Here is a 25771-nt window from a genome sequence, read left to right as displayed (position 1 = left end):
TAGAATAAGCTTAAGTGGTTTATATTAAATCACTTTTTGCATAGAACTTATAAGTAGACAACTTGAGAGATTTAATATATGGAGGTAGAGTAATGGCAGAGCAAATAAAAAAACCGGTTAAGATTACCGAAACGATATTACGTGATGCGCATCAGTCATTAATTGCAACCAGAATGACAACGGAGCAGATGCTACCTATTATCGAAAAGATGGATAAAGTAGGGTATCATGCAGTTGAGTGCTGGGGCGGTGCTACATTTGATGCATCGTTACGATTCTTAAAGGAAGATCCATGGGAAAGACTTAGAAAATTAAGAGATGGATTTAAGAACACAAAGTTACAGATGTTATTCCGTGGACAGAATATTCTTGGATATCGTCATTATGCGGACGATGTGGTTGAGTATTTCGTTCAGAAATCCGTAGCAAATGGTATTGATATTATTCGTATTTTTGATGCGCTAAATGACCTTAGAAATTTGCAATGTGCAGTAAAAGCTGCAAATAAAGAAAAGGCTCATGCTCAAATCGCAATCTCTTATACGCTTGGAGATGCCTATACTACAGAGTATTATGTAAATATAGCGAAACAAATAGAAGAAATGGGTGCCGATTCCATCTGCATCAAAGATATGGCAGGACTTTTAGTGCCATATGAAGCTACCAATCTTATTACTGCAATTAAGAATGTAGTTAAGATTCCAATTGATTTACATACACATTATACTTCAGGTGTTGCAGGAATGACTTATTTAAAGGCAGTAGAGGCAGGGTGCGATATTATTGATACTGCAATGTCTCCATTTGCCATGGGTACAAGCCAACCAGCAACAGAGGTAATGGTAGAAACTTTTAAGGGCACTCCATATGACACAGGATTTGATCAAGATTTATTAGCTGAAATTGCGGATTACTTCCGCCCGATGCAAGAGGAAGCACTAAAGAGTGGCTTATTAAATCCTAAGGTTATGGGTGTTAACATTAAGACCTTATTATATCAAGTGCCTGGTGGTATGCTTAGTAACTTAGTTTCCCAATTAAAGGAACAAAAAGCAGAAGATAAGTACTATGAGGTGTTACAAGAAATTCCGCGTGTTCGTAAGGATTTCGGTGAACCACCACTAGTTACTCCAAGTTCTCAAATAGTTGGTACTCAGGCAGTTCTTAATGTACTTGCTGGTGAGAGATATAAGATGATTACCAAAGAAAGTAAGGCTATCTTAAGTGGTGAATATGGTCAGACTGTAAAACCATTTAATCCAGAGGTTCAGAAAAAAGCGATAGGAGACAAGAAACCAATCACATGTCGTCCAGCGGATCTTCTCGAGCCAGAATTAGATAAGATTGAGAAAGAAATGGCAGAATGGAAGCAGCAGGATGAGGATGTCCTATCCTATGCTTTATTCCCACAGGTTGCTACAGAATTTTTTAAGTATCGTCAAGCCCAGCAGACAAAGGTAGATGTTACGGTAGCTGATACAGAGAATATGGCTTATCCAGTATAAACATAGGTTAAGTAACGGTAAAAGTACATCTCATCGTGTGGTAACGAATAGTCACGATGAGATGTACTTTTTCTAATTATTCTTGTTCGAAGTGTTCTTGAATATGATATTCCACCCGCGGGTGCGTTTGTAGTATTCTTGAAACGTTATCACTAACATAAAATCACCTCATTGTATTATATGCAAGTGGGTACTATTTCACTTACCAATACTGTGAAAAGTTCTTCCTTTTAAGTATTGAATAAATAATTCCCCTGCTTTTGAGATATAGCTATTTGGTTTGTATAATAAGCAGATATCAGACTCTAATCGAGATTCTTTTAATTCTAAGCATGTGAATAGATGATCTTGAATTAAGTGTTCTTTCCTTGAAGAGCGTTGTGAAATAATCATTCCAGCGGATTCTGGGATAATACCGATACCATATCCTGCAGCTGCAAGACTAATCGTTGTTCTAGCATCATCATTCATACAAAAGATATTTGGTGTTATACTATAGGAATAACACAAGTCATATATAATTTTTTCCCAACGGCGATACAGAATAAGAGGTTGTTCTAAAAGAGATTTCATATCTTGTTGCATAAAAAAGTTCTTATGTCCGAACGCCATCATGGACTCTTTTTTTAGTACCAGAGAAGATAAATCTTCTGCTTCAAATGGTGTACGGACTATAGCTAGTTCAATCAAATTATTTCTTAACTTTTGAATTTGCTCATAAGTATTTCCCTCAAAGAGATCGTAACGGATTTCTTTATACTGTTTATGAAAGTCTGGCATGAGATTGTATAAAAAGCTATCGACAACTGAAGAAACCACTCCAATATGAAGAGTACCGAGAGTACCAGCTGTATAGTCTAGTAACTCTTTTTTTGATAGTTCCGTTAATTCAAGAATAGAAATTGCTCTTGCATAAAGTATCTTACCTTCCTCTGTAAGTTCAATTTTTCTAGAACCTCTTTCAAACAGGGTAACTGACAGTTCATTTTCTAAGCATTTTAATTGTGTGCTTAATGGTGGCTGTGTAAGATTTAGTTTTGTTGCTGCTTTCGAGATATTACCTTCCTGCACAACAGACACAAAATATTGAAGTTGCTTTAAATCCATAGGGTACTCCTTTCTCATATCATATTGGATTGAATTATCGGTTAAATACAAAAATGAACACATCTGTCTAAATAGTTCGATTTGAGTTTTATTTATAGTAGTAAGTAAAAAAATTACTTGATTATCTATATTAAAATAGTATAGAAACTATAGGATATAAATATTATACGAATATCTTCATCTATGGTATGATATTACTAGATGTTTTACAAGCACTTTTTAAGGGAGGAAAATCGTGAAGCGATTATACATTTACTTAAGGGACTACAAAAAAGAATGTGTATTAGCACCATTATTCAAGATGTTAGAGGCTTCTTTTGAGTTGATTGTGCCATTAGTGATGGCAGCAATTATTGATACTGGGATTGAACAAGGAGACAAATCATACATAGTGAATATGTGTCTTATTCTTGTTGCTTTAGGGATTGTCGGACTAGTATGTTCGATAACAGCACAGTTTTATTCTGCCAAGGCAGCTGTAGGCTTTGCAACAAAGTTAAGACATGCTTTATTTGCACATTTACTAGATTTATCTTTTACTGAAATTGATACCCTTGGTACCTCAACAATGATTACAAGAATGACGAGTGACGTGAATCAGACACAGACGGGAGTAAATATGGTGTTACGTCTATTCTTACGCTCTCCATTTGTAGTTTTTGGTGCTATGATTATGGCATTTACGATTGATACAAAATCAGCAGGGATCTTTTTAATCGCTATCGTTTTGTTGTCTATCGTGGTTTTTGGTATTATGGCGATCAGTATCCCAATGTTAAAGCGTGTACAGAAAAACTTAGACTCTGTGCTACAGATTACTAGGGAAAATCTATTAGGTGTGAGAGTGATTCGTGCATTTTGTGGGGAAGACAAGGAACGAAAAGAATTTCATCAAAGAAATAGTGAATTAACAAAAAAACAAAAGAAAGCAGGATTTATCTCTGCACTAATGAATCCAGTTACTTATGTTATTATTAATATTGCGATTGCGTACTTGATTTGGGTAGGGGCGATACAGGTAGACCATGGGGTACTAACCCAAGGTCAGGTGGTTGCTTTATACAGTTATATGTCACAGATTTTAGTGGAACTAATTAAGTTAGCGAATCTGATTGTAACAGTTAATAAATCAGCGGCTTGTGCAAAGCGTGTTGCGGATGTGTTCGATATTAAAAATAGCATGGAATTTAAAAATTGTGAAAAATTAAGTTTAGAGAAGGAAGATATCATAGAATTTCGTAACGTAAGTTTAGAATATCAGGGAGCGGGTGATGAGTCCTTATCTGATATAAACTTTTCTGCAAAAAAAGGGCAAACAATTGGAATCATAGGAGGGACTGGTTCTGGTAAATCTTCCTTAGTGAATTTACTTCCAAGATTTTATGATGCTACGAATGGAGAAGTCCTCATTGGTGGTAAGAACGTAAAACACTATTCAGTAAAAGAACTTCGAGATAAAATCGGGATTGTCATGCAAAAAGCAGTAATGTTTGAAGGAACGATAGAGTCTAACTTGATTTTTGGAAAAAAGGAAGCTAGGCAAGAAGAGTTGGAGGATGCAATAACAATAGCGCAAGCTACCGATGTAGTTAATGCCAAAGGTGGATTCAATGCCTCGATAGAACAAGGAGGTAGAAATTTATCCGGTGGTCAAAAACAGCGACTATCGATAGCAAGAGCATTGGTAAAAAAACCTGAGATTCTTATTCTTGATGATAGTGCTTCTGCTCTTGATTATGCAACTGATGCAAAATTAAGATCAGCGATTAAAAATCTATCTTATCAACCAACCGTATTTATCGTTTCGCAGAGAGCAGCTTCGATTTTACATGCAGACTTAATTTTGGTACTTGAAGATGGAAGACTAGTAGGGAAGGGAACCCATAATGAACTTATAGAATCCTGTGAAGTTTACCAAGAAATCTATTATTCGCAATTTCCTAAGGAGGTGCAAGCATAATGAAAGAAAAGAATAATAAAAAAGCATTCAACCCTATGGAAAACAAGAAAACCACTCAAAAGCAAGTGGTCGGAAAGGTTTTGCGATACTTAAAGCGTTATTGGATTTATTTTCTTATTTCCTTGATGCTCGCATTGATAACGGTCGTCCTTACACTCTATGTACCAATAGAAGTTGGAAAAGCAATTGATGAAATAGTATATGGTAGTGTGAATTTTCCTGTAATACGTTATATTTTATTTAGAATTGTATTGATTGTAGGAATGACTGCAATAGCACAGTGGTTCATGAGTATTTTAAATAACAAAGTGACCTATGAAGTAGTCAGGGATATCCGAAAAGATGCTTTTGAGAAAATTGAAACCTTACCACTTAAGTACTTGGACTCTCATTCATCCGGTGAGATTGTTAGCCGTATGATTGCAGATGTCGAGCAATTTGCAGATGGACTGCTTATGGGCTTCACGCAATTATTTACAGGAATTATGACAATCATGGGAACTTTAGTATTTATGCTTCGTTTAAATATCGGTATTACGGCAGTAGTTGTTTTACTTACCCCAATTTCACTCTTCGTGGCAAATTTTATCGCTAAGAAAACCTATACCATGTTTCAAGCGCAGTCAAAGACTCGGGGAGAGCAAACTGCTCTGATTGATGAGATGTTAGAAAATGAGAAAGTTGTGAAAGCCTATAATCAAGAAGTTGAGGTTATAAAGCGTTTTGATGAAGTAAATGAACGGTTAGAGAAGTATTCTTTACGTGCAATCTTTTATTCCTCAATCACAAATCCGGCAACAAGGTTTGTTAATGGATTGGTTTATGCAGGAGTAGGATTTACTGGAGCATTTGCAGCGATGAATGGAACTATGACAGTCGGAGCATTATCTAGTTTCTTAAGTTACTCCAATCAATATACAAAACCATTTAATGAAATTTCGGGTGTCATAACAGAGCTTCAAAATGCAATCGCATGTGCTGCTCGAATCTTTGAATTGTTAGAAGAACCAGTAGAGCTTCCTGATCGTAAAGATGCGGTAGTACTAAAAGATGTGCAAGGTAATGTAGTATGTAATGAGGTCGCTTTTTCCTACGATAAGACGAAAAAGTTGATTGAAAACCTAAATTTAAGAATTCATCCAGGACAAAAGATTGCTATCGTTGGACCGACTGGATGTGGCAAAACCACCATCATCAATTTATTAATGCGCTTTTATGAAGCTGACCAAGGCGAAATCTTAGTAGAGGGAGAGGATATTCGAAATATAACCAGAAATAGTTTGAGGTCAAGCTATGGAATGGTCTTACAGGATACATGGTTAAAAGCTGGTACCATCCTTGACAATATCAAGCTGGGAAAAGTTGATGCAACCAGGGAGGAAGTAATCAGCGCTGCAAAGGAAGCACATGCTCATTCTTTTATCAAGAGATTACCGAAAGGATACGATACTGTGATAGGAGAAGATGGTGGCATGCTTTCTGGTGGGCAAAAGCAACTTCTCTGTATCGCTAGAGTTATGCTTAGCTTACCACCTATTCTTATCCTTGATGAGGCTACCTCCTCAATTGATACAAGAACAGAGCTTAAGATACAAAGTGCTTTCCAAAAATTAATGCAGGGGAGAACCACTTTTATCGTTGCCCATCGATTATCAACGATACAGAATGCAGATGTAATTCTTGTGATGAAAAATGGAAATATCATTGAGCAAGGAAATCATGAGGAACTTTTAGCAAAGAAAGGGTTCTATAAAGAGTTGTATGAAAGTCAGTTCGCAGCTTCTTAGAAATAAATGAGAGTAGCAATTATTCTTGGAGAGATAAATAGCTGGAGCATAATTAACTTGGTAAGTTAGTAAAAGGGATAGTAAAGATTTTGAGGATAGTAAGATAGTAAGGATAGTAAGATAGTAAGAATAGTAAGATAGTAAGAATAGTAAGATAGTAAGAATAGTAAGATAGTAAGAATAGTAAGGGTAGTAAGGATAGTATAAGGATTATTAGCTTTTTACACATAGAATTATCAGAGACAGGTTGAAGAAATCAAAATGAGCTAGAAAGTTTATTGGTTGATTCAGACTGTCTCATTTTTTATAGAAGTATTTTATTTATCGGCATAAGCTAATTATTTTTATTGTAAATAGGTTTATAGAATAGTCCTACAAGAATGGATAGGTAAGAAGAGATATAAAAGAAGAGATAATAAGAAAAAATAAACAAGAATAGATAAACAAGAATAGATAAAAAAGAATAGGTAAAAAAGAATAGGTAAAAAGAATAGGTAAAAAAGAATAGGTAAAAAGAATAGGGATATAAGAATAGGCAAACGAGAATAATTATAGAAGAATATAAAAAGAATAAGCATAAAAGAGTAAGAGTATAAGAAAATCTTAAGCAGTACAAGTTAAAATATCTAGGATAAACCTAGATTTCTTATTCAAATAGAAAACAAGATTTTACGATTTAACTAAAGATAGACATAAAGTAGTGGGTAGGTTAAAATATAAGTAGTAATACTATTTCGATAAATGATTACCAAAAGGTGGGAAAGTAATGAAAAATATAAAGCATGAAAATAGGGATAGGCAATGTTTCCTTAGTACATACCGAAATACAAACAAATTATTATTCTTCCCTTTGATCCTAATCTTATCATGCCTTATTGTCTCTCATCTTGAAAATCATTCAGTTGAGCCAGTGTATGTATATGCCAATACGAAAGAAGCGATTACATTATCTAAAAACTCTGTACGAGTGATAGTTGGAGATAAAACAAAACTAACGATAAATGGAACAAAGGAAAAGGTTACCTGGAGTGTAAAAGATAAAAAAATTGCAACTGTGAGTTCCAGTGGTTACGTTAAAGGTATAAAAAAAGGCACCACGACAGTTAGTGCAAAAGTTTTAGGGAAAACTTATACCTGTAAAGTGACAGTGGAACAACCAGAATTGAGTATGAACAGTTATCTTGGAGTGGTTGGTAATGAAACATCGATTACTGTCTCAGGAACAACCCAAAAAATAACTTGGACTTTTTCTAATGAAAAGATTGCGACAGTAACAGTGGGTGGTAAAGTGAAGTTTCATTCTGAAGGGAGTGCCACGATAGCTGCAACGGTAGGAAATCAAACATATTATTGTTATACCACAATCTATTCATCGAGTGATTTTCGTAAGTTAACCAAAACACAGAAAGAGATAAAAAATAAAATTCAGCTTATCTTAGCAGAAAATATAACGAAGCAAATGACAACGGTACAAAAAATCCGTTTTGTCCATGACTATCTACTCTTAAATACCGAGTATGATGAAATTAATTATAAAAATGATACTCTATCTTCCAGAGCATATTCTTCAGAAGGAGTTTTGTTTGATGGTATGGCGGTGTGTCAGGGATATGCAGAAACATTTCAGATATTCATGGATTCCTTGTCGATAGAAAATCGTTTCATTGTTGGAACTGCAGGCGGAGTTTCTCATGCATGGAACCTAGTAAAACTTGAAGACGGTTGGTATCATGTAGATACTACATGGGATGATCCAATACCAGATAAAAAAGGACGGGTAGTATATGATTATTTTCTGTTAAATGACAATGAAATGAAGTCATTACGTCATAAGTGGAAAGAAAAAGACTATCCAAGCTGTAATGCTACAAAGTACTTAACGGTTAAGGAATTATATACTCAAGAGATAAAAGAAGCAGAAGATGAAAAATTAATCAAGGAATACCAAAAAAGCGGTAGTCTTTTAAAGACTTGGAAGGATTATAGCAAAGTATATGTAAAGCGTTATCAACAGGGTGAGGATTGGGTAAGCCTTATGTATCCACAAAAGAATGCAGGTACCGTAACGGAGATTGCTCGTGGGGTAGCAGAATTGCTTGGTTATTACGGAACGTATCGTTATGAATATGAAACGTTACGCGAGGTAGGGGATTATTATTTGTTAAAAATGCGAGTTAGCTTCTTGGATTAATTTTCATTTTATTTAGGACTATCGTATTTGTTTTATTTAGAGCTTTCGCTCAAGTTGTGATTCTCTGTATTGGTGTAGAACTTTATGTATAAGTAACTAAAATTATATTTTAGTGAAGTGAGGTGAAGTATGCTTTTTATTATTACGCTTATTCTATGTGGGAGCATGATTGTCTTTGGACTATGTTTTCGAATATCGCCTCCCAAGGATATAAATGGTGTGTTTGGATACCGAACCAGGTGGTCGTCCCTAAGTCAAGAAACTTGGGAATATGCACATCGATTTAGTGGAGGATATTGGTTAATTATGGGGTGTATTTTACTTTTATTATCCGTCGGTTATTATTTATTGACCTATTATATTCCAATTTTAGCTCATGGAATAGTTTTTATAGTATGGCTTCAAATTATAGGAATGCTACTAGTTATACCACTAACAGAGATTGCTTTACACAAAAACTTTGATTCTGATGGAGCTAAGCGAATGTAATATAGGAGAGGAGGAGACCGTTACATGATATTACCACATATTACAGTTAAAAAAATAGATCCTTTAGTAAATGCGAGTTTTATAGCAAGATTTTTAGATCCAGACTTTTTAGCAAAAGACAAGAGTCGACCTTTTGCAGAAGGGGTCTATGAACTCTATCCATCCTTACGTGATAAAGTTACGACTACCATGTCCAAAGAGGAAATCTATGATATTGTGGAGCCAATTGTGTTAAAAGAATTAAGTTTTCGACAGGAGGAACTGGAACAACGAATTTCTATCTTGCAACAACAATTTCAAAATTTTGAAGAAGCTCTGTTACATAAAATGCTACTCTTGTTTGAGGTTTTATGGCCAGGAGAGCAGAAAGAAATCATTTGTTATATTGGTTATATCCCAAGATGTCCAAGAAACTGCATTACCAAAGAGTTTTTTCTTACTAGCTCAATGGACATTGAGACGAATATAAAAGCAGGAATACATGAAATTAATCATTTTATTTTTTATGAAAAATGGAAGCAGATGCATGGTTTTCCTGAGGGTGTAGAGCCAATGCATCCAGAAACTTTATGGTTCTTAGAAGAATTGATCGTAGATCCAACCTTAAATGAGCCGATACTCCAAGAGATAGTGCCGATTCCACAACAAGCGTATGAGCAATTTTACGTTCAAAAAATTGGAGATACTCCAGTCATGACACATATAAAAGAGATTTATGAACGTAAGGAAAGTATGGAACATTTTCTAGAAGAGGCTCATTCATTTATACAAAAGCATCATATAGAGTTGATTGAAAAGTGCGGATAATAAGAAAAACAGAGTGGAGAAGAACCATCCAAAAAAAACAGCGTTACTTTTGGATGGTTTTCTCCACTCTGTTTACTTCACGACAAGGAAAAGTTCAAGAGGCGTACTTTTTCTTGTTTTACTACATCTTTTTTTGACATTGATAAAGATGGTACATACGGATTACTATACTTAAGAAATAGCAACCGACAAGTGGAAATAAAAAGATTAGATCTGCACCCATTAATGCAAAGTAGAGCATGAGTGCACTATATAGATAAATAGTTGCATCGTAAGCCTTAGCTTTGGAACATTGATTAATTGAGATATTACGTTCATCATGTTCTTCAATTTCGTAACGTTTATATGCTTTTGGATTTTTCATAAAGATACGATGTTGAATAATAATACCAACATTAGAACCTAAGATACCACTACCAATACCCAATAAGATAAATGGTAAGGTTGCTAGAACTCCCTTGGCGTCAGGATATTGTAATAATAAAATAACACTAAAGATAAACAAAAGAATACCTAGTAGAATAAAAATAAAATTTTTAGTGATACTTCTTGATTTCATCTTTCCTCCTCCTCATAGATAAAAATATCTTCAATCCTCACATGAAAATACCGTGCAATTTTAAATGCCAGTAGTATGGATGGATTGTAGCGTCCATTCTCCAAGGAACCAATGGTTTGTCTGGAGACTTCAAGGATATTTGCTAATTCTTCTTGTTTTATTCCATGTTGTTTTCTGAGTTCTTCCAAACGATTTTTCAATTCCTTCTCCTTTCTGATTATGGAAAGTATACTTTACATATAAAAATTATCATACTATAAATAAAATGTCAAGTATGCTTTCCATTTGTTTTTTATTTCCCATTTTGGGGATACTAAAGCTAGCGAAAGCAAGAAGGAGTGAGAAAATGCAGACAAATAAGCAGTTAACGAAAGCGTATCGACATGCTAAAATAATGAACTTTGATAAAAATTCTAAGATTATTATTTTTAGTGATACACATCGTGGAGATGATTCTATCTCTGATGAATTTGCAAGAAATCAAAGTGTTATGGTTGCTGCATTAAAGCATTATTATAAAGAAGGCTATACGTATATTGAGGCAGGAGATGGGGATGAGTTATGGGAACATCCAAAGTTTCAGACAATACGTGCAGCACATACCGATGTTTTTACAGAGTTAAAAAAATTCTATCAGAAAAATCGAATGATAATGTTATATGGAAATCATAACATTTTTTTAAGGAATCCATACTATGTTGCGAAAAGTTATTTTTACTTTTATGATGAATATCTAGGGAGTAGACAGGAGTTATTTCCAAACTTAAATCCAATAGAAGCACTTCTTTTACGAGAAAAGAATACCAGGCAAAAGATTTTAATCGTTCATGGACATCAGGGAGATTTGATGAATGACCAGCTTTGGTATATCAATATGGTTTTACTACGTTATTTTTGGAGATTCATGCACCTTGTCGGTTTAAAAAACCCCTCTAGTCCAGCAAAAAATTTCTATAAAAGACATAAGATAGAGAAAAATTATACTGATTGGATACGAAAGCACAAGGTGATTTTAGTATGTGGTCATACACATCGTCTAAAATTTCCGAAACCAGGAGGCGTTGCGTATTTTAACAGTGGATGTTGCATTCATACCAAAGGGATTACAGGAATTGAGATCGTGAATAATGAAATCATGATGGTTCAGTGGAGAATGGAAGCAGATGAAGAGGGGATTTTTCGTTCCGTTCGTCGTGTTATTCGTGGACCAAAACCAATCAGTGAGTTCCGTCAGTAAATGAAAAACCACAGAGAAAGAGTGTACAAGTTTGAAATTCTTAGCTATAATAAGTAAGAAGATGAGTACAAGTAGAAAGGATATAAGATGGAACCGATTAAACCATATAAGAAAAGCTTTGACTATTCCTATACCTTAGGAGCTTTTCCAACAATAGAAATGATTAAGAGTAGACCGGATTGTGTAAAAGGAGTATATATTCATAGTACGTTTACGGATAGAGAGCATTTAGAAATGATATGCAAAGAAAATCGTATTCCAGTACTACAAGGCGATAAAATCATTGCAAAAGTTAGCGATAAAGAGAATGTCTTTGTAGTAGGGGTATTTGAAAAATATACCTGTGCGATAGATGCTACAAAATCTCAAATCGTTTTAGTAAACCCTAGTAATATGGGTAACTTAGGAACGATACTAAGAACAGCAGTTGGCTTTGGGATTCATGACATTGCGTTTATTGAACCTGGAGCAGATGTTTTTAATCCGAAAGTAGTCCGTTCTTCTATGGGAGCATTGTTTCGATTACGTCATCAGTATTTTGAGAGCTTTTCGGCATATCAGAATCAAAATCCAAATCATGAAATCTTTACATTTATGTTGAATGGCAAAAAGCCGTTAACAATAAATGATTGTCCAAAACCAAAGCTATTCTCCTTAGTTTTTGGTAATGAAGCTACGGGATTAGATGATTCTTATTTATCGGTTGGAACGAGTATCATTATTCCACAGACCGAAGAAGTAGACTCATTAAATCTTACGATTGCGGTTGGAATAGGAACATATTTATTTACGCAGAATGGTAATTTGAGCTAAATAAGCAGGTTAATATTTACCATAAAGCTGATGTAGGTATTTTAATGAGTTAATGAATGATTTGGAGGAGCTGACCTTTAAGAACTAAGGTATGTGACAATTGCAGATATTGCACATAAACGGACAAATCAGGAAAGAGAAAACGGTTAGCTTTAAAATTCGGTGTTATTAATGAATAAGTCTGATAGGAAAAGTCAGGAGCAGATGCTCTTGACTTTTTTGTTTTACTGCTTTTAAAAATATATTTTCAACTAAATCTAGCTAATATTTTTCTAAACGTTTCTACCTTTTATTGATAATAAAAACATTAATAATAAAAACTATTATTGATAATAAACTGTTTTGGTGATATAATAATGAATCATTTGAATAGAAATATGATTATATTCAGGTAAACTGAGAAAGAACTGATATAAGCTATGAAAAATCTCACTTTTCATGTATTTTTTCAGAAAGAAAATTGAGAGAACGAATTGAATTGACATATGCTTCTAATAGAAGTATATTGATAATAGTACAGGTCGATAATAAATAAGTTTTATAAAAATAGGAATGAATCTAAGTTATTGTACATTAATTTACATTAACAGTGAATCAAAAAGCCGTATTAAAGTTTAACTTAAGAACAGCCATGAATATGTAAATAATCATATTAAACACATTAGGAATGAATCAAATTATAAAATTAGCGTAAGAATGATATATAACACTTTTGAAAGGAGTGATAGTATGAGTAATAAGGATACAGATAATAAAATAGAGATTAGATCACCCATTGATAATGAAGTATTGGGTACTGTACCTGCTATGACAAAACAGCAAGTAGATGAAAAAATAGAGGAATCGAGAAGAGCATTTGCGGAATGGAAGAGTATACCTCTCTATGAAAAAGCAGATAGAATTAACAAAGTTGCAGATTTACTATTGGAACATATCGATGAACTTTCAGCCTTACTTATGAAGGAGATCGCGAAGGATGAAAAGTCAGCACGTTCTGAAGTATCAAGAACTGCAGATTTTATTCGTTTTACTACAGATATAGCAAAAAGTATGCAAGGAGAGGCGATTCAGAGTGATCGTTTCCCGGGCTTTGGCCAGGATAAATTATCAATGGTTACCAGAGTCCCTTTGGGTGTAGTACTAGCCATATCACCATTTAATTATCCGGTGAACCTAGCAGCTTCTAAAATAGCACCTGCTTTAGTGGGAGGAAATACGGTAGTGTTTAAACCTGCTACGCAAGGGGCCTTAAGTGGTGTTTATCTGGCAAATTTATTTTATAAGGCTGGAATACCAGAAGGGGCTTTAACGGTTATTACTGGAAAAGGTTCCGAGATAGGAGACTATGTAGTAACACATAAAGACATTGATTTTATTAACTTTACTGGAAGTACGGAAGTTGGTAAACACATTTCAGAAATTACTTCGATGGTACCAGTCATGATGGAGCTTGGCGGAAAAGATGCTGCTATTGTATTAAAAGATGCCGATTTAGATCTAGCGGCAAAAAATATAGTTGCCGGTGGCTATTCTTATTCTGGGCAAAGATGTACTGCTGTTAAACGAATTTTAGTAGATGAAACGATAGCAGATACTTTAGTTGAGAAAATGAAAGTGCTTATTGAACAACTAAAGTCAGGAAATCCCTCGGAAAAAGATGTTACGATAGTACCACTAATCAGTGATAAGGCGGCTGATTTTGTTTGGGGATTAATTGAGGATGCGTTGAAAAAAGGAGCAACTTTAATTACAGGCGGTGAGAGAAGTGGAAACTTAATTACTCCAACACTATTTGATCATGTAACAACAGATATGAGAATCGCTTGGGAAGAGCCATTTGGACCTGTATTACCTGTCATACGTGTTAAATCTGTGGAGGAAGCAATTGAAATTGCCAATCAATCAGATTACGGTTTACAAAGTGCAGTATTCACTCAAAATATTAACGATGCATTCTCACTAGCAGACAAATTAGAGGTTGGTACAGTTCAAATTAATAACAAAACAGAACGAGGCCCAGATCATTTTCCGTTCTTGGGGGTAAAATCCTCAGGTCTTGGTACTCAAGGAATTCGATATTCTATTGAAACTATGACACGTCCAAAAGCAACAGTGATTAATTTATCAAGGCATTAATAGGATATGGAGATATAAGAATTATTTTATTATGCATTAATTCTTATATCTCTTTTCTTATTCCCTTACAAGTTCTTAAATGCTTGTATTATTTATATATCAAGAATTTTCTTTCTGTAATAAATCATGTTATTAGCATTAGAAATCGATTCAAGTGTTAGTTGGTTAGGTTGTTAAATATTACAACCATATTTTTTCGTGACTGTGCTGAACTAAGCACAATACATGAGATATGCAGGAATGGAGGTTATAAATGATTTGTTATAAAATGTTAGAGGATACAAAAATAGAAACAATACACATCGCTTTTGTGGAAGCTTTTTCTGATTATCAGGTTAAAATTGAATTACCATTTTGGAAGTTTCATCAAATGTTAAAGAGGAGAGGATTTCATCCTGAACTATCGATAGGAGCATTTGAAAACAATAGATTAGTTGCGTTTGTTTTAAATGGTTATCGAGAATGGAACGGTAAGAAAACAGTATATGACCTTGGAACTGGTGTGGTATCGGACTATAGAAGACGCGGTATTACAAGTGAAATGCTACTACTCGTGAAAGAAAAGATGAGAGAAAGAGGCATCGGACAGTATCTGCTTGAAGTCTTGCAGACGAATGAATCCGCAGTTTCATTATATCAGAAACAGGGATTTCAGATTCAAAGATCATTTCAGTGTTATCATATGGAGAAAAGCAAGTTATCCCCTGAAATTACATACGAAGCCCAAGGAGTTGAAAGTATCAATTTAGATGAATTAAAGGAATTTTTGGATTTTAATCCCTCTTGGCAGAATTCAATAGCTTCCGTGATAGCAGTACCGGAAGACTTTTATTATGCTATTGTCCGACACAATAACTTAATCATAGGTTATGGAATCGTCGATAAAAGGACAGGTGATATTCCTCAAATAGCTGTTCATAAAGAACATAGGGGGAAAGGGGTGGCAAGTAGTATACTTTCTGAACTTGCAAAAAATACAGAGGCTTTAAAATTAAGTATTCTTAATATAGAAATACCATTAAATTCCATGGAGGGCTTTTTGGATAAGGTAGGATTTGTTGCTTATGTGGGGCAGTATGAGATGTTGTTACATGTAGAATAAAGAAGTATTACGCTGACTTGTGGGGCGTTATTTCAAACTTAACAATATAATTTTTATAAACTAAAATACACAAGAAAGGAAGGTATGAAATATGATTTCATCATTATTTATATGTCATGGCGGACCATCCATCGTATTTGAGAAGAATGAATATACAACATTTTTAAAAGAGTTTGGATCTAAGATGATACCAAAGGCGATTGTAGTTTTTACAGCTCATTGGGAAAATGAGATTACGACGATTTCATCTATCAATGGTATCTATGATATGATTTATGATTTTTATGGATTTCCAAAAGAGCTGTATGCATTAAAATATCCTGCAAAAGGCTCACAGGAAATTGCTTTAAAAGCGAAGAGTTTACTTACCAATTGTGGTATCGAGAGTCATCTTGATGAGAAGAGAGGACTTGATCATGGAGCTTGGGACATCTTGTACCTAATGTATCCAGATGCAGAGATACCGGTCGTACAGGTTTCTGTGAATCCTTTTATGCCAATGGAGGAGCAGTACAAAATAGGTGAAGCATTAAAGTCACTTGGAGAGGAGGATATCCTTGTGATAGGAAGCGGCTCAACGGTTCACAATCTCAGTACGTTAGCTGATGTAAAAGAACCAATTAGATGGGCTGTGGAATTTGATGATTGGCTTGTGAATAAGGTAGAACATAAAAAACTTGATGAGTTATTTTCATATCAGAAACTGGCTCCTCATGCGACATTAGCCGTTCCAAGAGAAGAACACATGGTACCATTATTTATAGCGTTAGGTAGTGGCCATAAGAATAAGCCTGTATTACTTCATCGAAGCTATAATTTTGGAACGCTTACGTATCTCATTTTTGAATGTTAGAAATTGTACATATGCTGAAGATAAATTAATAGTATATGTTGAAGTGTTATTCACACGTATTGCAGAATATGATATGGTACATGGGTTTTATGCTATCATAATATAGTCATTTATATAGTTTAAATACGAGATATCAAAATAAAAAATTGAAAAAGAGCTAATTTTCCTAGCAAAAAGAAATTACTTGTAGGAAAATTAGCTTTATTTTTTGTATAGAATGATTGTAGCTTCTTAGCTAGGTGTAGAATTGTAGTTTCTAGTTTGGTGAATGATTGTAGCTTCTTAAAGTATCTTACCGTTCTGAAACAAGAAGATACCTTCTCCACAGCCTACGGACTTTCCTTGCAATAGCCAGTCTGCATATGCTCGTTGTAACGAAGTAGTTCTTGGTAACTCTGACACTGGTTTATTTGTATCTTGGTAAAAGATTCGCCATAAATCAGATTTCTTCTCATCAAACTCGGTATGATAAATGGTGAATAGTTTCAAAAAATTCAGAATATTAGAGTTCTTTGGGAGGAACTCTAGGTGATGCGGAAATAGTAACCAGGAGTGGCATACAAACACGGTAGGTCTTCCTTTAAAGTATTCCTTATAAAATTCTTCCGCTTTACAAAAGGAGTCTATGCAATCCTGTACGGTTAACGGACCACTAGAAGGAATATGAATGTTTACTACAGTATCACCTTGGGAAATCAAGTGACCATTGATAACAAGGGTGGTATCATTTTCAATAATTTCATATTGGAGTCGCCCAAGCCCCACACGGGTTAATTGAAAAAAACCATCTTCCCACCAGGGAACACAATTTCCATAAACTCCATGTAATTGATAACACTCTAGCATCTTATATTTTAGATCAGCCATAGATTCATTATATATATCAATGGAATAATTTTTTGCTATGTACTTTTTCTTAGTACTTTTCGAGAGTGAAAGAAAGAAGAGAAGATAAATGGTATAAGGATTGATAGTTGTTTTACTTGCAAGCTCTTCTAATTGTGGATAACAGTTTTTGATTTCAAATGTCTCATCCACTTCATATTGTTTTACAAAGGACTCAAATATGGAAAAAGCATCATGATGTGAGAGTAAAGTTTGATAAGAGGAGAGTAAGTATTTGATTGCCTGTTTTGGATAATCATACCGTTCACAAAATTCTATAAAGTAGTCGTTCATAATCCATCCTTTCTATCCCTTGTTATTAGGTAATAAGTAACTTTTTTGGTATTAACTAAATAAGAATAACAACATAAGAATTACAACATTTCACTTTTAAGATATCATGGGGACATCGGTTAAGAAAATAGTCTGATTACTTAATCCTTTCGATTCTTTGTTTGAAATATGTTAATTTACTTCCTGCAATGATTCCAATCAGTTTCATAGGGAGAAGCTACTCGTTATTTTTCATAAGAAGCACTCACCAGAATTCTGATGTAAATCTAATCTTTGAACCATACGAAACTAATTTAATTATATCTTGAACATCCATAGCTATCAATCTTTATTTGTCCTTGGAAGGATAAAATATCTTTGCATTCTTGTATTTCTATGAATAGATTGATTCCTTATAGAATAATTCCTTAAAACACGTAAGAAATTTGTAAGTTGGAATATTTTAGTATTGTTGCTATAATTAGTGATAGAAATAAAAATTATGTTTCTATCATCGATTGATGGTGCAAAAAGCGCATCTTTTATCGGAATCTGCTTTGTATCTTCTGATAAGTTTATTTATATAAAATTAAGGTCACTGATCAATAAAGGAAAGAGGAGATTGATGTGAAGAAAGTTTTTTATAAACTCATTAGGTCAATACATGTCTTTTCATTTGCACATTTTGTGATTGACTTTGCATGTGCATACATAGTTTTTCATACCCTAAGCCTTGATAGAATGTGGTGGCTATCGATACTGATTTATAATTTCTGTGCGTTTGCCCTTCAGATGCCAATTGGCTTACTTGCAGATAAATTAAATCGAAATGTGTCGGTTGCTTTACTTGGGGTTGGCTTTGTTATTATTTCGTATGTTCCTAATCTGCCATTTCTATTGTTAGCGATATTAGCAGGTCTTGGTAATGCGTTCTTTCATATTGGCGGTGGTATTGAAGTGATGAATGTCAGCAAAGGAAAAGCTTCGACCCTAGGTATTTTTGTGTCTCCTGGTGCTATTGGAATTTATTTTGGTGGAATGCTTGGTAGAGAAAAAAGTATTCCTCCTTATTGGGTGATAGGTGCTCTAGGCATTCTTTTCCTTATTCTGCTGCTACATAATACTCTAAAACGAAAAACCTTCGTTACGGAAAATGCTCCTGTTAATCTTCAGCTCGTAATACCGAACGATAGTGGGAGTGAAGAGAAGAATGATGCTAAGTTTTATAAAGGATTACTATTGATTATAGGACTTATGATTGTAGTTGGATTACGGTCTTATATGGGGGTGGCATTGACCTTCTCATGGAAATCCTCTTCTGTTTTTGCCATACTGTTTATCTGTAGTGTCGTATTTGGTAAAGCTTTAGGAGGCATAGTAAACGATTTCATAGGTAGAAATAACACGATTTTTATTTCACTGCTATTAGCTGCTTTCTGTTTTCCTATGGCACAGCATCCGTTTTTTGGTATCCTTGCAGTATTTTTATTTAATATGACGATGCCAATAACACTTCATATCATATCGCAAATCATACCGAAGGCGAAAGGATTTGCATTTGGAATACTTACGTTTGCCTTGTTTTTAGGCTACTTACCATATTATTTAAATAAAAACGTAATTACAAATTTAGGAATTGCTAGTGTTATCACGGTAATCTCCCTGTTGATCCTAATCTGTTTTTGCAAAGGAGAAGAGCATGTTTCTTGAAATTATCCAATTACTGTTATTATCCTTAATACTGACGATCCTAATAGAAGTCCTATTCGCGATATGCTATGGTGTACGGGATAAGAAAGATTATCTGCTCATTTGCTTAGGTAATGTACTTACAAATCCCCCGGTTGTACTGATTCATACCTGGTTGCTGGTTACATTCTCTTTTGGTGGACTTCTTATAAAGCTTCCCTTGGAATTACTTGTGATTGGGATAGAAGCGTTATTATATCGAAAATATGCAAAGCAGGTTTTTCATCCAGTACTATTTAGTATTATGGCTAATGTCTTCTCATATTTCATTGGATGGGTTATAAACTGGTTTTTATAATAAGGAAGGAAGGTATGTTTATGGTTAGAAAAATAACGAGATGGATTACCTGGTTTATGTTATGCTTATTCGTATTCTTTTCAACTAGCAAAATTGTAAAAGCAGACCTTATTGTTGAACCAGAGGATGCGTTTTACAGAAGTCATCGTAATTCTTGTACATATGTGAGTAGGTTTTACATTGCAAATGGTGAGAAAGGTTATAGTACTATCTATGTAAACCCAGAATCGAAGCTTTCCGTCTATAAGGTAACAAATGAGACTGAATTTTATGTCGGATTTTCCTATGATAAGTCAGGTACAACTTGGCTATACTGTGAAGTACCTATCAAAGCAAACGATGGCTCTGTAACTTATAAAAAAGGATGGATTCCAGATGCTGACTGTTATCTAAAATATGATGGAATCGCCTTTTATAATGATCATGAAAGCGAGTTAAGTAATTATCAAGGTGAGTTTAAAGACTATCAGGTAAAAAATGAAATACTTGTGTGGTTATATCCTGGATCAGGAGAGGTTGTAAGAAGATTTAAGGAGTTAGATGCCAGCCATATATCTTCTGTTTACACGGATGAAGATGGACGAGATTGGGGGTACCTTGGATATTATTTTGGAAAAGTGAATTCCTGGGTTTGCTTGAGTGATCCAGAAAAGGAAGACCTTCCTGTAAAAAAAATTGTAAAGGAAGACCTTATCCCACCAGTAGAGCCAGAGTGGAGTCCTATGGATGGGGAATATCTACCGTTTCTAGTTGCAGCTGTTTTAGTTCTAGTGGTAATTGTAGGAACTTTTCTTTTAATACATAAGATTTATAAACATAAATAACTTTTAGTACTACTATTTTTAAATAAATTATACAAAAGAGATTAAATTTTCTCAGTATGACAATTGGGATGGGGGATGCATTCCAATCTCAACAATTAAATAAAGGGGTGATGGGCGCAATGAAGCTAGGTGAAGTATCTCTATTAACCAATCAGGTGATAAGAATGTCAATGTTTTATAAAGAATTACTTGAAGTTGAGAACAATAGTAACGATGAAGTTCATCAGACGATAATAGAACAAGAAACGATGTTAACAATCTACGATGATGGCAGTGTGAAAAATAATAAGAATCAAAATATCTGTATCGCTTTTACTGTAGAAGATATAGAAAAGGAATATCAAAAGGTTTTAAAACTTGGAGCTAAGGTGATAGAAGAGCCAACAACTAGACCCTGGGGAACTAAGAATATGAGCTTCTTCGATCCTGATGGAAATGTAGTATACTTAAGAGAAATTATTTCTTAACTCTTAGATAAAGTATGTTAGGAAGTTACTAAAGAAGTAAAACACTGAAATGAAAATAATAAGTAACATGATGTCGAGTAAATATAATTAATCCTGCGATAAAACAAATTAATATGTACAAAGAAAAATAAATTAATCTGTGTAAAGAAAAATACTTGACAAACAATTTTTCATATCATATAATAACTAACTGTAAAGTAAATCTCTTTACAGCATGAATCGATGAGTAAAAGCTATCAAAACTTTAACCTCTAAGGCTGTGATAGTGACATCAGATAAGTCGGTTCCAAAGGAGGGCAAAACAAATGGTTTTGGAAAACTCCAAAAGAGAAGATGACCGCTTACAAGAAGTCGTCACCTTATCCATGTTATTTGACTTCTACGGTGAACTGCTCGGAGATCATAAAAAACAAATTTTTTCTGACTATATCTTAAATGATTATTCATTAAGTGAAATAGCAGATGATACCGGACTTAGTAGACAAGGTGTACACGATATCATCAAGCGATGTACGAAAAAATTAAAAGAGTATGAAGAGAAGCTACGACTTGTAGATAAGTTCAATTCTACGAAGCAGAAAGTAAATCAAATCAAACAAATTTCAGAAGAGATAAAACAGACAAAGGATTTAACTAAAATTAATTTGGTTGAAGAACTGTCAGACGATATTCTGAATGACCTATAAATGTATGAATAGTATAAGACGCAGTGTCGGGGAGAAAAAAGTACAGCAATTTGTGTAGACTCACAAATATGCCATCGTTATAAAAAAGGCGTAATATCGCCAGAATTGAGGTTATTATGGCATTTGAAAGCTTATCAGAAAAATTGCAAAATGTGTTTAAAAACCTCCGTGGCAAAGGAAAGCTTTCTGAAGCGGACGTTAAGCTAGCGTTACGTGAAGTTAAGATGGCACTTTTAGAAGCGGATGTTAACTTTAAGGTTGTTAAAAACTTTGTAAATTCAGTACAGGAGCGAGCAATTGGTCAAGAAGTTATGACTAGCTTAACTCCTGGTCAGATGGTTATAAAAATCGTGAATGAAGAGATGGTTAAACTCATGGGAGATGAAACCACCGAACTTACCTTAAAGCCTGGTAGTGATATTACCGTGATTATGATGTGCGGTTTACAGGGTGCTGGTAAAACAACCACGATTGCTAAGCTTGCTGGAAAGTTTAAAGCAAAAGGCAAGAAACCATTATTAGTAGCAGGTGATATATATCGTCCAGCTGCGATAGATCAATTACAGATTAATGGCGAAAAACAAGGGGTTCCTGTATTTGCTATGGGAACAAACCATAAGCCGGTGAACATTGCAAAAGCAGCGATGGAACATGCGACAAAGAATGGTAATAATGTTGTAATTATCGATACTGCCGGTCGTCTTCATATTGATGAAGAGATGATGGATGAGTTGATTGAGATTAAGGAAAATATTCATATCGATCATGTAATCCTCACAGTAGACGCAATGACTGGTCAGGATGCTGTAAATGTAGCGGAGACTTTTAATGAGAAAATTGGTATTACCGGAGTCATTCTTACAAAGCTCGATGGTGACACCCGTGGTGGTGCTGCGTTATCCATTCGTGCAGTAACCGGAAAACCTATTCTATATATTGGTATGGGAGAGAAGCTCTCTGATTTGGAACAATTCTATCCGGATCGTATGGCGAGCAGAATCCTTGGCATGGGTGATGTGCTTACCCTGATTGATAAAGTTCAAGCAGAAATTGATGAAGACAAGGCAAAAGAGCTGGAACGTAAAATCAAAAAAGCAGAATTTGATTTTAATGATTATCTAGAACAGATGCAACAGATGAAGAAGATGGGTGGAATTCAGAAGTTGGTTGAGATGTTACCAGGTGGTATGGGTGGCATGGGAAACAAAGCCAACATGAAAGACATTGACTGGGATGAAGGAGAAAATGCTCTAAAGGGCATTGAAGCCATTATTTACTCAATGACCAAGGAAGAACGCCGTAACCCAGATCTTCTTAATCCATCCCGTAAAAAACGTATTGCAGATGGTGCGGGTGTTGATCTTAGTGAGGTAAACCGTGTAGTAAAACAATTCGGTGAAACCCGCAAGATGATGAAACAGTTTTCTGGAATGCTTGGAGGAAAAGGAAAGAAGAAATTCCGCATGCCATTTGGACTGTAAGAAGTGTTATTATTAGAAAGCACTTGAATCGTGGGTAACTCACGGTGTTTTAATGAAGTTTTGACTTGTATGATTTATGACGTATCGTAGATTTTACAATTCAATTATATACAAGAAAAAGTACGTTTTGCGAACTTTTCCTTGACATTAATAATGAGATTTGAATTTTCAGATCTATATATTTTAAGGAGGTGAATTGTAACATGGCAGTAAAGATCAGATTAAAGAGAATGGGTCAGAAAAAGGCTCCTTTCTATAGAGTAATCGTTGCTGATTCCAGATCTCCAAGAGATGGTAAGTTCATCGCAGAAATCGGAACTTACGATCCTACACAGGAGCCTAGCGCTTTTAACGTAGATGCGGAAGCAGCTAAGAAGTGGTTAGCAGATGGTGCTCAGCCAACTGAGACAATCAACAGACTTTTCAAGAAAGCCGGTATCGTGAAATAAGCGGAGGTGAAGAGTAATGAAGGAATTAGTTCAGGTAATTGCTATGTCACTCGTAGATCATCCGGAAGAAGTTGTTGTCACAGAAACTGAAACAGACAAGTCAATCATTGTTGAACTTAAGGTTGCACCGGAGGATATGGGGAAAGTAATCGGCAAGCAAGGCCGTATTGCCAAGTCTATACGTACCGTCGTGAAAGCTGCCGCAACAAAAGATGACAAGAAAGTCGTGGTAGAGATACTGCAGTAATCAGCGGAATTCTTTCACCTATACCGGATGGAAGGACGTTGTAACAGCTTTAGAATGCGCGCAGCAGGCTAATTCAGTTAGAGCTACTCTAATTGATTGGTTTGCTGTGTTTTTTTTCATGTTTTGGTATAAGCTATTCTTAGTAATATACTAAGATAGAGAAAGACGTTAAATTTTTATCTAATTTAGAATTTAATGAAACGTCTACGTGCAGAGAGTCTGCATGGGAATGGAGGTAGGAATGGAAGATTTATTACGAGTTGGGGTAATCTCTTCTACTCATGGAATTAAAGGAGAAGTTAAGGTATTTCCTACAACTGATGATATGAACCGTTTTAAAAAATTAAAGATGGTTCTTCTTGACACTGGAAAAGAAAAAAAGGAGCTGGAGATTGAGAATGTTAAATTCTTTAAACAATTTGTCATTCTTAAATTCAAAGGTTTTGATAATATAAATGAGATTGAAAAATATAAGGGTAAAGATTTACTTATTACTAGAGAGAATGCTGTAGATCTTTCCGAAGGAGAATTTTTTATCTGTGATTTAATTGGGCTACAAGCAGAGGAGGAAGATGGAAGTTCTTTAGGTGAATTAACCGAAGTATTACAAACAGGAGCAAATGATGTATTTGTAATAAAAACAAAACAGGGGAAAGAGATACTCATTCCTTATATCGATGACTGTGTGAAAAAGATAGATATGGAAGAGAGAAAAGTTGTGGTGCATTTACTTCCAGGGCTTGTGGATTAAGCTTGCAAGTAGCGAAGCGGATTGCGAATATCCGCTTTGACATTAGAAATAAGTTAATTTATCATACAAATCGTAGTGGAAAGTTACGAACTTTTACTACCTTGGAGGGATACCATATGAATTATCATGTAATGACACTTTTTCCTGACATGATACATCAAGCTATGAATACAAGCATTATTGGTCGTGCTATGGAAAAGGGGCTACTTACAATTAATGCAGTCGACATCAGAGAGTTTTCAGAGGACAAGCATCGTAGAGTAGATGATTATCCCTATGGCGGAGGTGCTGGTATGGTTATGGCACCAGGACCTGTTTATCGTACCTATGAGCATGTGATGAAGACGATTAATCAGAAAAAACAAGCGTTACCTCAGGAAGATACTATGGAAATAGTAAAAGAGGAACCATTTAAAGATACAGATAATGAAACCAAACGTCCTCGTGTCATCTATTTAACACCACAAGGAAAAGTATTTCACCAAAAGATGGCAGAAGAATTTGCAAAAGAAGAAGATTTAGTTTTTCTATGTGGTCATTATGAAGGTATTGATGAGCGTGTACTTGATAGAATTGTAACGGATTATGTTTCCATTGGGGATTATATTCTTACAGGAGGAGAGCTTCCTGTCATGGTTATGATGGATGCGATTTCCAGGTTGATTCCCGGTGTATTAAATAACAATGCCTCTGCGGAATTCGAATCATTACAGGACAATCTGCTTGAATATCCTCAGTATACTAGACCGGAAGTATTTATGGAGGAAAAAGTACCAGAGGTCTTATTGTCTGGTCATCATGCGAATATCGAGAAGTGGCGAAGAGAACAATCGATTATTAGAACATTACACAATCGCCCAGAATTGCTAGAAGATGCTGTGTTAAGTAAAAAGGAAAAGCAGTTTTTAGAAGAATTACGAGTGAAGGAAGATTCAAAAGAGGACTAAGAGTGAGGTTTCACTACTATTTCACAGCTTTTAAGTAATTGACACGAATCTAACTATGTGTTATTATTGCAATTATTCATTGGAGGGTATATATAATTTATATACTGGATAAGATGGTTGGTGAATTCCAACTGGACTATCCAGTTTTTTCTTGCTGTTAAGGAATAT

25 protein-coding genes are annotated in these 25771 nt (G+C 34.8%); 21 read left to right on the top strand and 4 right to left on the bottom strand.

Translation table 11 applies throughout. The features are described 5' to 3' along the window. Window positions 1-92 precede the first annotated feature (92 nt). Entirely contained in the window at window positions 93-1505 is a 1413-nt protein-coding gene (locus tag CC92_RS0103015; protein ID WP_029504558.1) for an oxaloacetate decarboxylase subunit alpha, read from the top strand. A gap of 198 nt (window positions 1506-1703) precedes the next feature. Here the strand turns inward: CC92_RS0103015 and CC92_RS0103010 are convergent, their stop codons facing one another. Then, complete coding sequence (locus tag CC92_RS0103010) at window positions 1704-2612, bottom strand: LysR family transcriptional regulator (protein WP_029504559.1); 909 nt, start codon at window positions 2610-2612, stop codon at window positions 1704-1706. A 235-nt stretch (window positions 2613-2847) separates the two neighbouring features. Between CC92_RS0103010 and CC92_RS0103005 the strand changes: the two genes are divergently transcribed. The 5 genes from CC92_RS0103005 (at window position 2848) to CC92_RS0102985 (ending at window position 9846) form a co-directional block, all read left to right on the top strand. Further along, window positions 2848-4572, top strand: coding sequence for an ABC transporter ATP-binding protein (locus CC92_RS0103005; RefSeq protein WP_029504560.1), 1725 nt, complete (start codon window positions 2848-2850; stop codon window positions 4570-4572). Beyond that, window positions 4572-6359: an ABC transporter ATP-binding protein gene (locus CC92_RS0103000; protein WP_330372757.1), complete on the top strand. Its 1788-nt coding sequence runs from the start codon at window positions 4572-4574 to the stop codon at window positions 6357-6359. Before CC92_RS0103005 ends, CC92_RS0103000 begins: the two co-directional genes overlap by 1 nt. Before the next feature lie 766 nt (window positions 6360-7125). Further along, the gene (locus CC92_RS21370) at window positions 7126-8550 is read left to right on the top strand and encodes an Ig-like domain-containing protein (protein ID WP_051650870.1); all 1425 of its coding nucleotides are present in this window, start codon (window positions 7126-7128) and stop codon (window positions 8548-8550) included. Between the two features lie 129 nt (window positions 8551-8679). Continuing rightward, entirely contained in the window at window positions 8680-9039 is a 360-nt protein-coding gene (locus tag CC92_RS0102990) for an SdpI family protein (RefSeq protein ID WP_029504563.1), read from the top strand. Window positions 9040-9063: 24 nt separating this feature from the next. Further along, window positions 9064-9846 carry a hypothetical protein gene (locus CC92_RS0102985; RefSeq protein ID WP_029504564.1) on the top strand — a complete coding sequence of 261 codons (783 nt, stop codon included), beginning with the start codon at window positions 9064-9066 and terminating at the stop codon, window positions 9844-9846. Between the two features lie 121 nt (window positions 9847-9967). On the opposite strand, the gene CC92_RS0102980 is transcribed toward CC92_RS0102985, so the two are convergent. Further along, window positions 9968-10405: a hypothetical protein gene (locus tag CC92_RS0102980; RefSeq protein WP_029504566.1), complete on the bottom strand. Its 438-nt coding sequence runs from the start codon at window positions 10403-10405 to the stop codon at window positions 9968-9970. Beyond that, window positions 10402-10605: a helix-turn-helix transcriptional regulator gene (locus tag CC92_RS0102975; protein WP_029504567.1), complete on the bottom strand. Its 204-nt coding sequence runs from the start codon at window positions 10603-10605 to the stop codon at window positions 10402-10404. Before CC92_RS0102975 ends, CC92_RS0102980 begins: the two co-directional genes overlap by 4 nt. Window positions 10606-10751: 146 nt before the next feature. On the opposite strand from CC92_RS0102975, the gene CC92_RS0102970 reads away from it, so the two are divergent. The 5 genes from CC92_RS0102970 to CC92_RS0102950 all read left to right on the top strand — a co-directional run bounded on the left by CC92_RS0102970 (window position 10752) and on the right by CC92_RS0102950 (window position 16546). Further along, window positions 10752-11642: a metallophosphoesterase family protein gene (locus tag CC92_RS0102970; RefSeq protein ID WP_029504568.1), complete on the top strand. Its 891-nt coding sequence runs from the start codon at window positions 10752-10754 to the stop codon at window positions 11640-11642. Between the two features lie 87 nt (window positions 11643-11729). Then, entirely contained in the window at window positions 11730-12455 is a 726-nt protein-coding gene (locus tag CC92_RS0102965; RefSeq protein WP_029504570.1) for a TrmH family RNA methyltransferase, read from the top strand. A 729-nt stretch (window positions 12456-13184) separates the two neighbouring features. Further along, the gene (locus CC92_RS0102960) at window positions 13185-14591 is read left to right on the top strand and encodes an NADP-dependent glyceraldehyde-3-phosphate dehydrogenase (protein WP_242841363.1); all 1407 of its coding nucleotides are present in this window, start codon (window positions 13185-13187) and stop codon (window positions 14589-14591) included. A 253-nt stretch (window positions 14592-14844) separates the two neighbouring features. Beyond that, window positions 14845-15693 (top strand): GNAT family N-acetyltransferase, encoded by an 849-nt coding sequence (locus tag CC92_RS0102955; protein WP_029504573.1) that lies wholly within the window; start codon window positions 14845-14847, stop codon window positions 15691-15693. A 91-nt stretch (window positions 15694-15784) separates the two neighbouring features. Continuing rightward, on the top strand, window positions 15785-16546 hold the full coding sequence (locus CC92_RS0102950; protein WP_029504574.1) for a DODA-type extradiol aromatic ring-opening family dioxygenase: 762 nt from the start codon (window positions 15785-15787) through the stop codon (window positions 16544-16546). A gap of 282 nt (window positions 16547-16828) precedes the next feature. On the opposite strand, the gene CC92_RS0102945 is transcribed toward CC92_RS0102950, so the two are convergent. Further along, a complete protein-coding gene (locus CC92_RS0102945; RefSeq protein ID WP_029504575.1) occupies window positions 16829-17725 on the bottom strand; it encodes an acyltransferase domain-containing protein in 897 nt (298 codons plus the stop codon). Between the two features lie 606 nt (window positions 17726-18331). On the opposite strand from CC92_RS0102945, the gene CC92_RS0102940 reads away from it, so the two are divergent. From CC92_RS0102940 to trmD, 10 genes are all read left to right on the top strand, one after another. Beyond that, window positions 18332-19414 (top strand): hypothetical protein, encoded by a 1083-nt coding sequence (locus tag CC92_RS0102940; RefSeq protein WP_029504576.1) that lies wholly within the window; start codon window positions 18332-18334, stop codon window positions 19412-19414. After that, window positions 19404-19751, top strand: coding sequence for a hypothetical protein (locus tag CC92_RS0102935; protein ID WP_029504577.1), 348 nt, complete (start codon window positions 19404-19406; stop codon window positions 19749-19751). The genes CC92_RS0102940 and CC92_RS0102935 overlap by 11 nt, the downstream gene beginning before the upstream one ends. 20 nt (window positions 19752-19771) lie before the next feature. Next, a complete protein-coding gene (locus CC92_RS0102930; protein ID WP_155998454.1) occupies window positions 19772-20575 on the top strand; it encodes a hypothetical protein in 804 nt (267 codons plus the stop codon). 119 nt (window positions 20576-20694) lie between these two features. Further along, window positions 20695-21042, top strand: coding sequence for a VOC family protein (locus CC92_RS0102925; protein ID WP_029504579.1), 348 nt, complete (start codon window positions 20695-20697; stop codon window positions 21040-21042). Between the two features lie 305 nt (window positions 21043-21347). Further along, window positions 21348-21728, top strand: a complete 381-nt coding sequence (gene ylxM / locus CC92_RS0102920; RefSeq protein WP_029504580.1) for a YlxM family DNA-binding protein — start codon at window positions 21348-21350, stop codon at window positions 21726-21728. Window positions 21729-21844: 116 nt separating this feature from the next. Continuing rightward, window positions 21845-23209 carry a signal recognition particle protein gene (gene ffh / locus CC92_RS0102915; RefSeq protein ID WP_029504581.1) on the top strand — a complete coding sequence of 455 codons (1365 nt, stop codon included), beginning with the start codon at window positions 21845-21847 and terminating at the stop codon, window positions 23207-23209. A 203-nt stretch (window positions 23210-23412) separates the two neighbouring features. Next, a complete protein-coding gene (gene rpsP, locus CC92_RS0102910; RefSeq protein ID WP_029504582.1) occupies window positions 23413-23658 on the top strand; it encodes a 30S ribosomal protein S16 in 246 nt (81 codons plus the stop codon). Between the two features lie 16 nt (window positions 23659-23674). Continuing rightward, window positions 23675-23905: a KH domain-containing protein gene (locus tag CC92_RS0102905; protein WP_012200422.1), complete on the top strand. Its 231-nt coding sequence runs from the start codon at window positions 23675-23677 to the stop codon at window positions 23903-23905. Window positions 23906-24146: 241 nt separating this feature from the next. Then, window positions 24147-24656 (top strand): ribosome maturation factor RimM, encoded by a 510-nt coding sequence (gene rimM / locus CC92_RS0102900; protein ID WP_029504583.1) that lies wholly within the window; start codon window positions 24147-24149, stop codon window positions 24654-24656. Between the two features lie 116 nt (window positions 24657-24772). Further along, entirely contained in the window at window positions 24773-25603 is an 831-nt protein-coding gene (trmD, locus tag CC92_RS0102895) for a tRNA (guanosine(37)-N1)-methyltransferase TrmD (protein ID WP_029504584.1), read from the top strand. Window positions 25604-25771: the final 168 nt, after the last annotated feature.

Source organism: Lachnoclostridium phytofermentans (assembly GCF_000733755.1).
Lineage (GTDB): Bacteria > Bacillota > Clostridia > Lachnospirales > Lachnospiraceae > Lachnoclostridium > Lachnoclostridium phytofermentans_A.
This window is presented reverse-complemented; position numbering and strand designations above follow the sequence as displayed.

Excerpts from the sequence above, each read along its gene's own strand:
- CC92_RS0102925 (WP_029504579.1), top strand. The coding sequence starts at position 20,695 with ATGAAGCTAGGTGAAGTATCTCTATTAACCAATCAGGTGATAAGAATG.
- CC92_RS0103015 (WP_029504558.1), top strand. The coding sequence starts at position 93 with ATGGCAGAGCAAATAAAAAAACCGGTTAAGATTACCGAAACGATATTA.
- CC92_RS0102965 (WP_029504570.1), top strand. The coding sequence starts at position 11,730 with ATGGAACCGATTAAACCATATAAGAAAAGCTTTGACTATTCCTATACC.
- CC92_RS0102985 (WP_029504564.1), top strand. The coding sequence starts at position 9,064 with ATGATATTACCACATATTACAGTTAAAAAAATAGATCCTTTAGTAAAT.
- CC92_RS0102905 (WP_012200422.1), top strand. The coding sequence starts at position 23,675 with ATGAAGGAATTAGTTCAGGTAATTGCTATGTCACTCGTAGATCATCCG.
- CC92_RS0102950 (WP_029504574.1), top strand. The coding sequence starts at position 15,785 with ATGATTTCATCATTATTTATATGTCATGGCGGACCATCCATCGTATTT.
- CC92_RS0102990 (WP_029504563.1), top strand. The coding sequence starts at position 8,680 with ATGCTTTTTATTATTACGCTTATTCTATGTGGGAGCATGATTGTCTTT.
- ffh (WP_029504581.1), top strand. The coding sequence starts at position 21,845 with ATGGCATTTGAAAGCTTATCAGAAAAATTGCAAAATGTGTTTAAAAAC.
- CC92_RS21370 (WP_051650870.1), top strand. The coding sequence starts at position 7,126 with ATGAAAAATATAAAGCATGAAAATAGGGATAGGCAATGTTTCCTTAGT.
- rpsP (WP_029504582.1), top strand. The coding sequence starts at position 23,413 with ATGGCAGTAAAGATCAGATTAAAGAGAATGGGTCAGAAAAAGGCTCCT.
- CC92_RS0102945 (WP_029504575.1), bottom strand. The coding sequence starts at position 17,725 with ATGAACGACTACTTTATAGAATTTTGTGAACGGTATGATTATCCAAAA.
- CC92_RS0102960 (WP_242841363.1), top strand. The coding sequence starts at position 13,185 with ATGAGTAATAAGGATACAGATAATAAAATAGAGATTAGATCACCCATT.
- CC92_RS0103000 (WP_330372757.1), top strand. The coding sequence starts at position 4,572 with ATGAAAGAAAAGAATAATAAAAAAGCATTCAACCCTATGGAAAACAAG.
- CC92_RS0102980 (WP_029504566.1), bottom strand. The coding sequence starts at position 10,405 with ATGAAATCAAGAAGTATCACTAAAAATTTTATTTTTATTCTACTAGGT.
- CC92_RS0102970 (WP_029504568.1), top strand. The coding sequence starts at position 10,752 with ATGCAGACAAATAAGCAGTTAACGAAAGCGTATCGACATGCTAAAATA.
- CC92_RS0102955 (WP_029504573.1), top strand. The coding sequence starts at position 14,845 with ATGATTTGTTATAAAATGTTAGAGGATACAAAAATAGAAACAATACAC.
- ylxM (WP_029504580.1), top strand. The coding sequence starts at position 21,348 with ATGGTTTTGGAAAACTCCAAAAGAGAAGATGACCGCTTACAAGAAGTC.
- CC92_RS0102930 (WP_155998454.1), top strand. The coding sequence starts at position 19,772 with ATGGTTAGAAAAATAACGAGATGGATTACCTGGTTTATGTTATGCTTA.
- CC92_RS0103010 (WP_029504559.1), bottom strand. The coding sequence starts at position 2,612 with ATGGATTTAAAGCAACTTCAATATTTTGTGTCTGTTGTGCAGGAAGGT.
- CC92_RS0102935 (WP_029504577.1), top strand. The coding sequence starts at position 19,404 with ATGTTTCTTGAAATTATCCAATTACTGTTATTATCCTTAATACTGACG.
- rimM (WP_029504583.1), top strand. The coding sequence starts at position 24,147 with ATGGAAGATTTATTACGAGTTGGGGTAATCTCTTCTACTCATGGAATT.
- trmD (WP_029504584.1), top strand. The coding sequence starts at position 24,773 with ATGAATTATCATGTAATGACACTTTTTCCTGACATGATACATCAAGCT.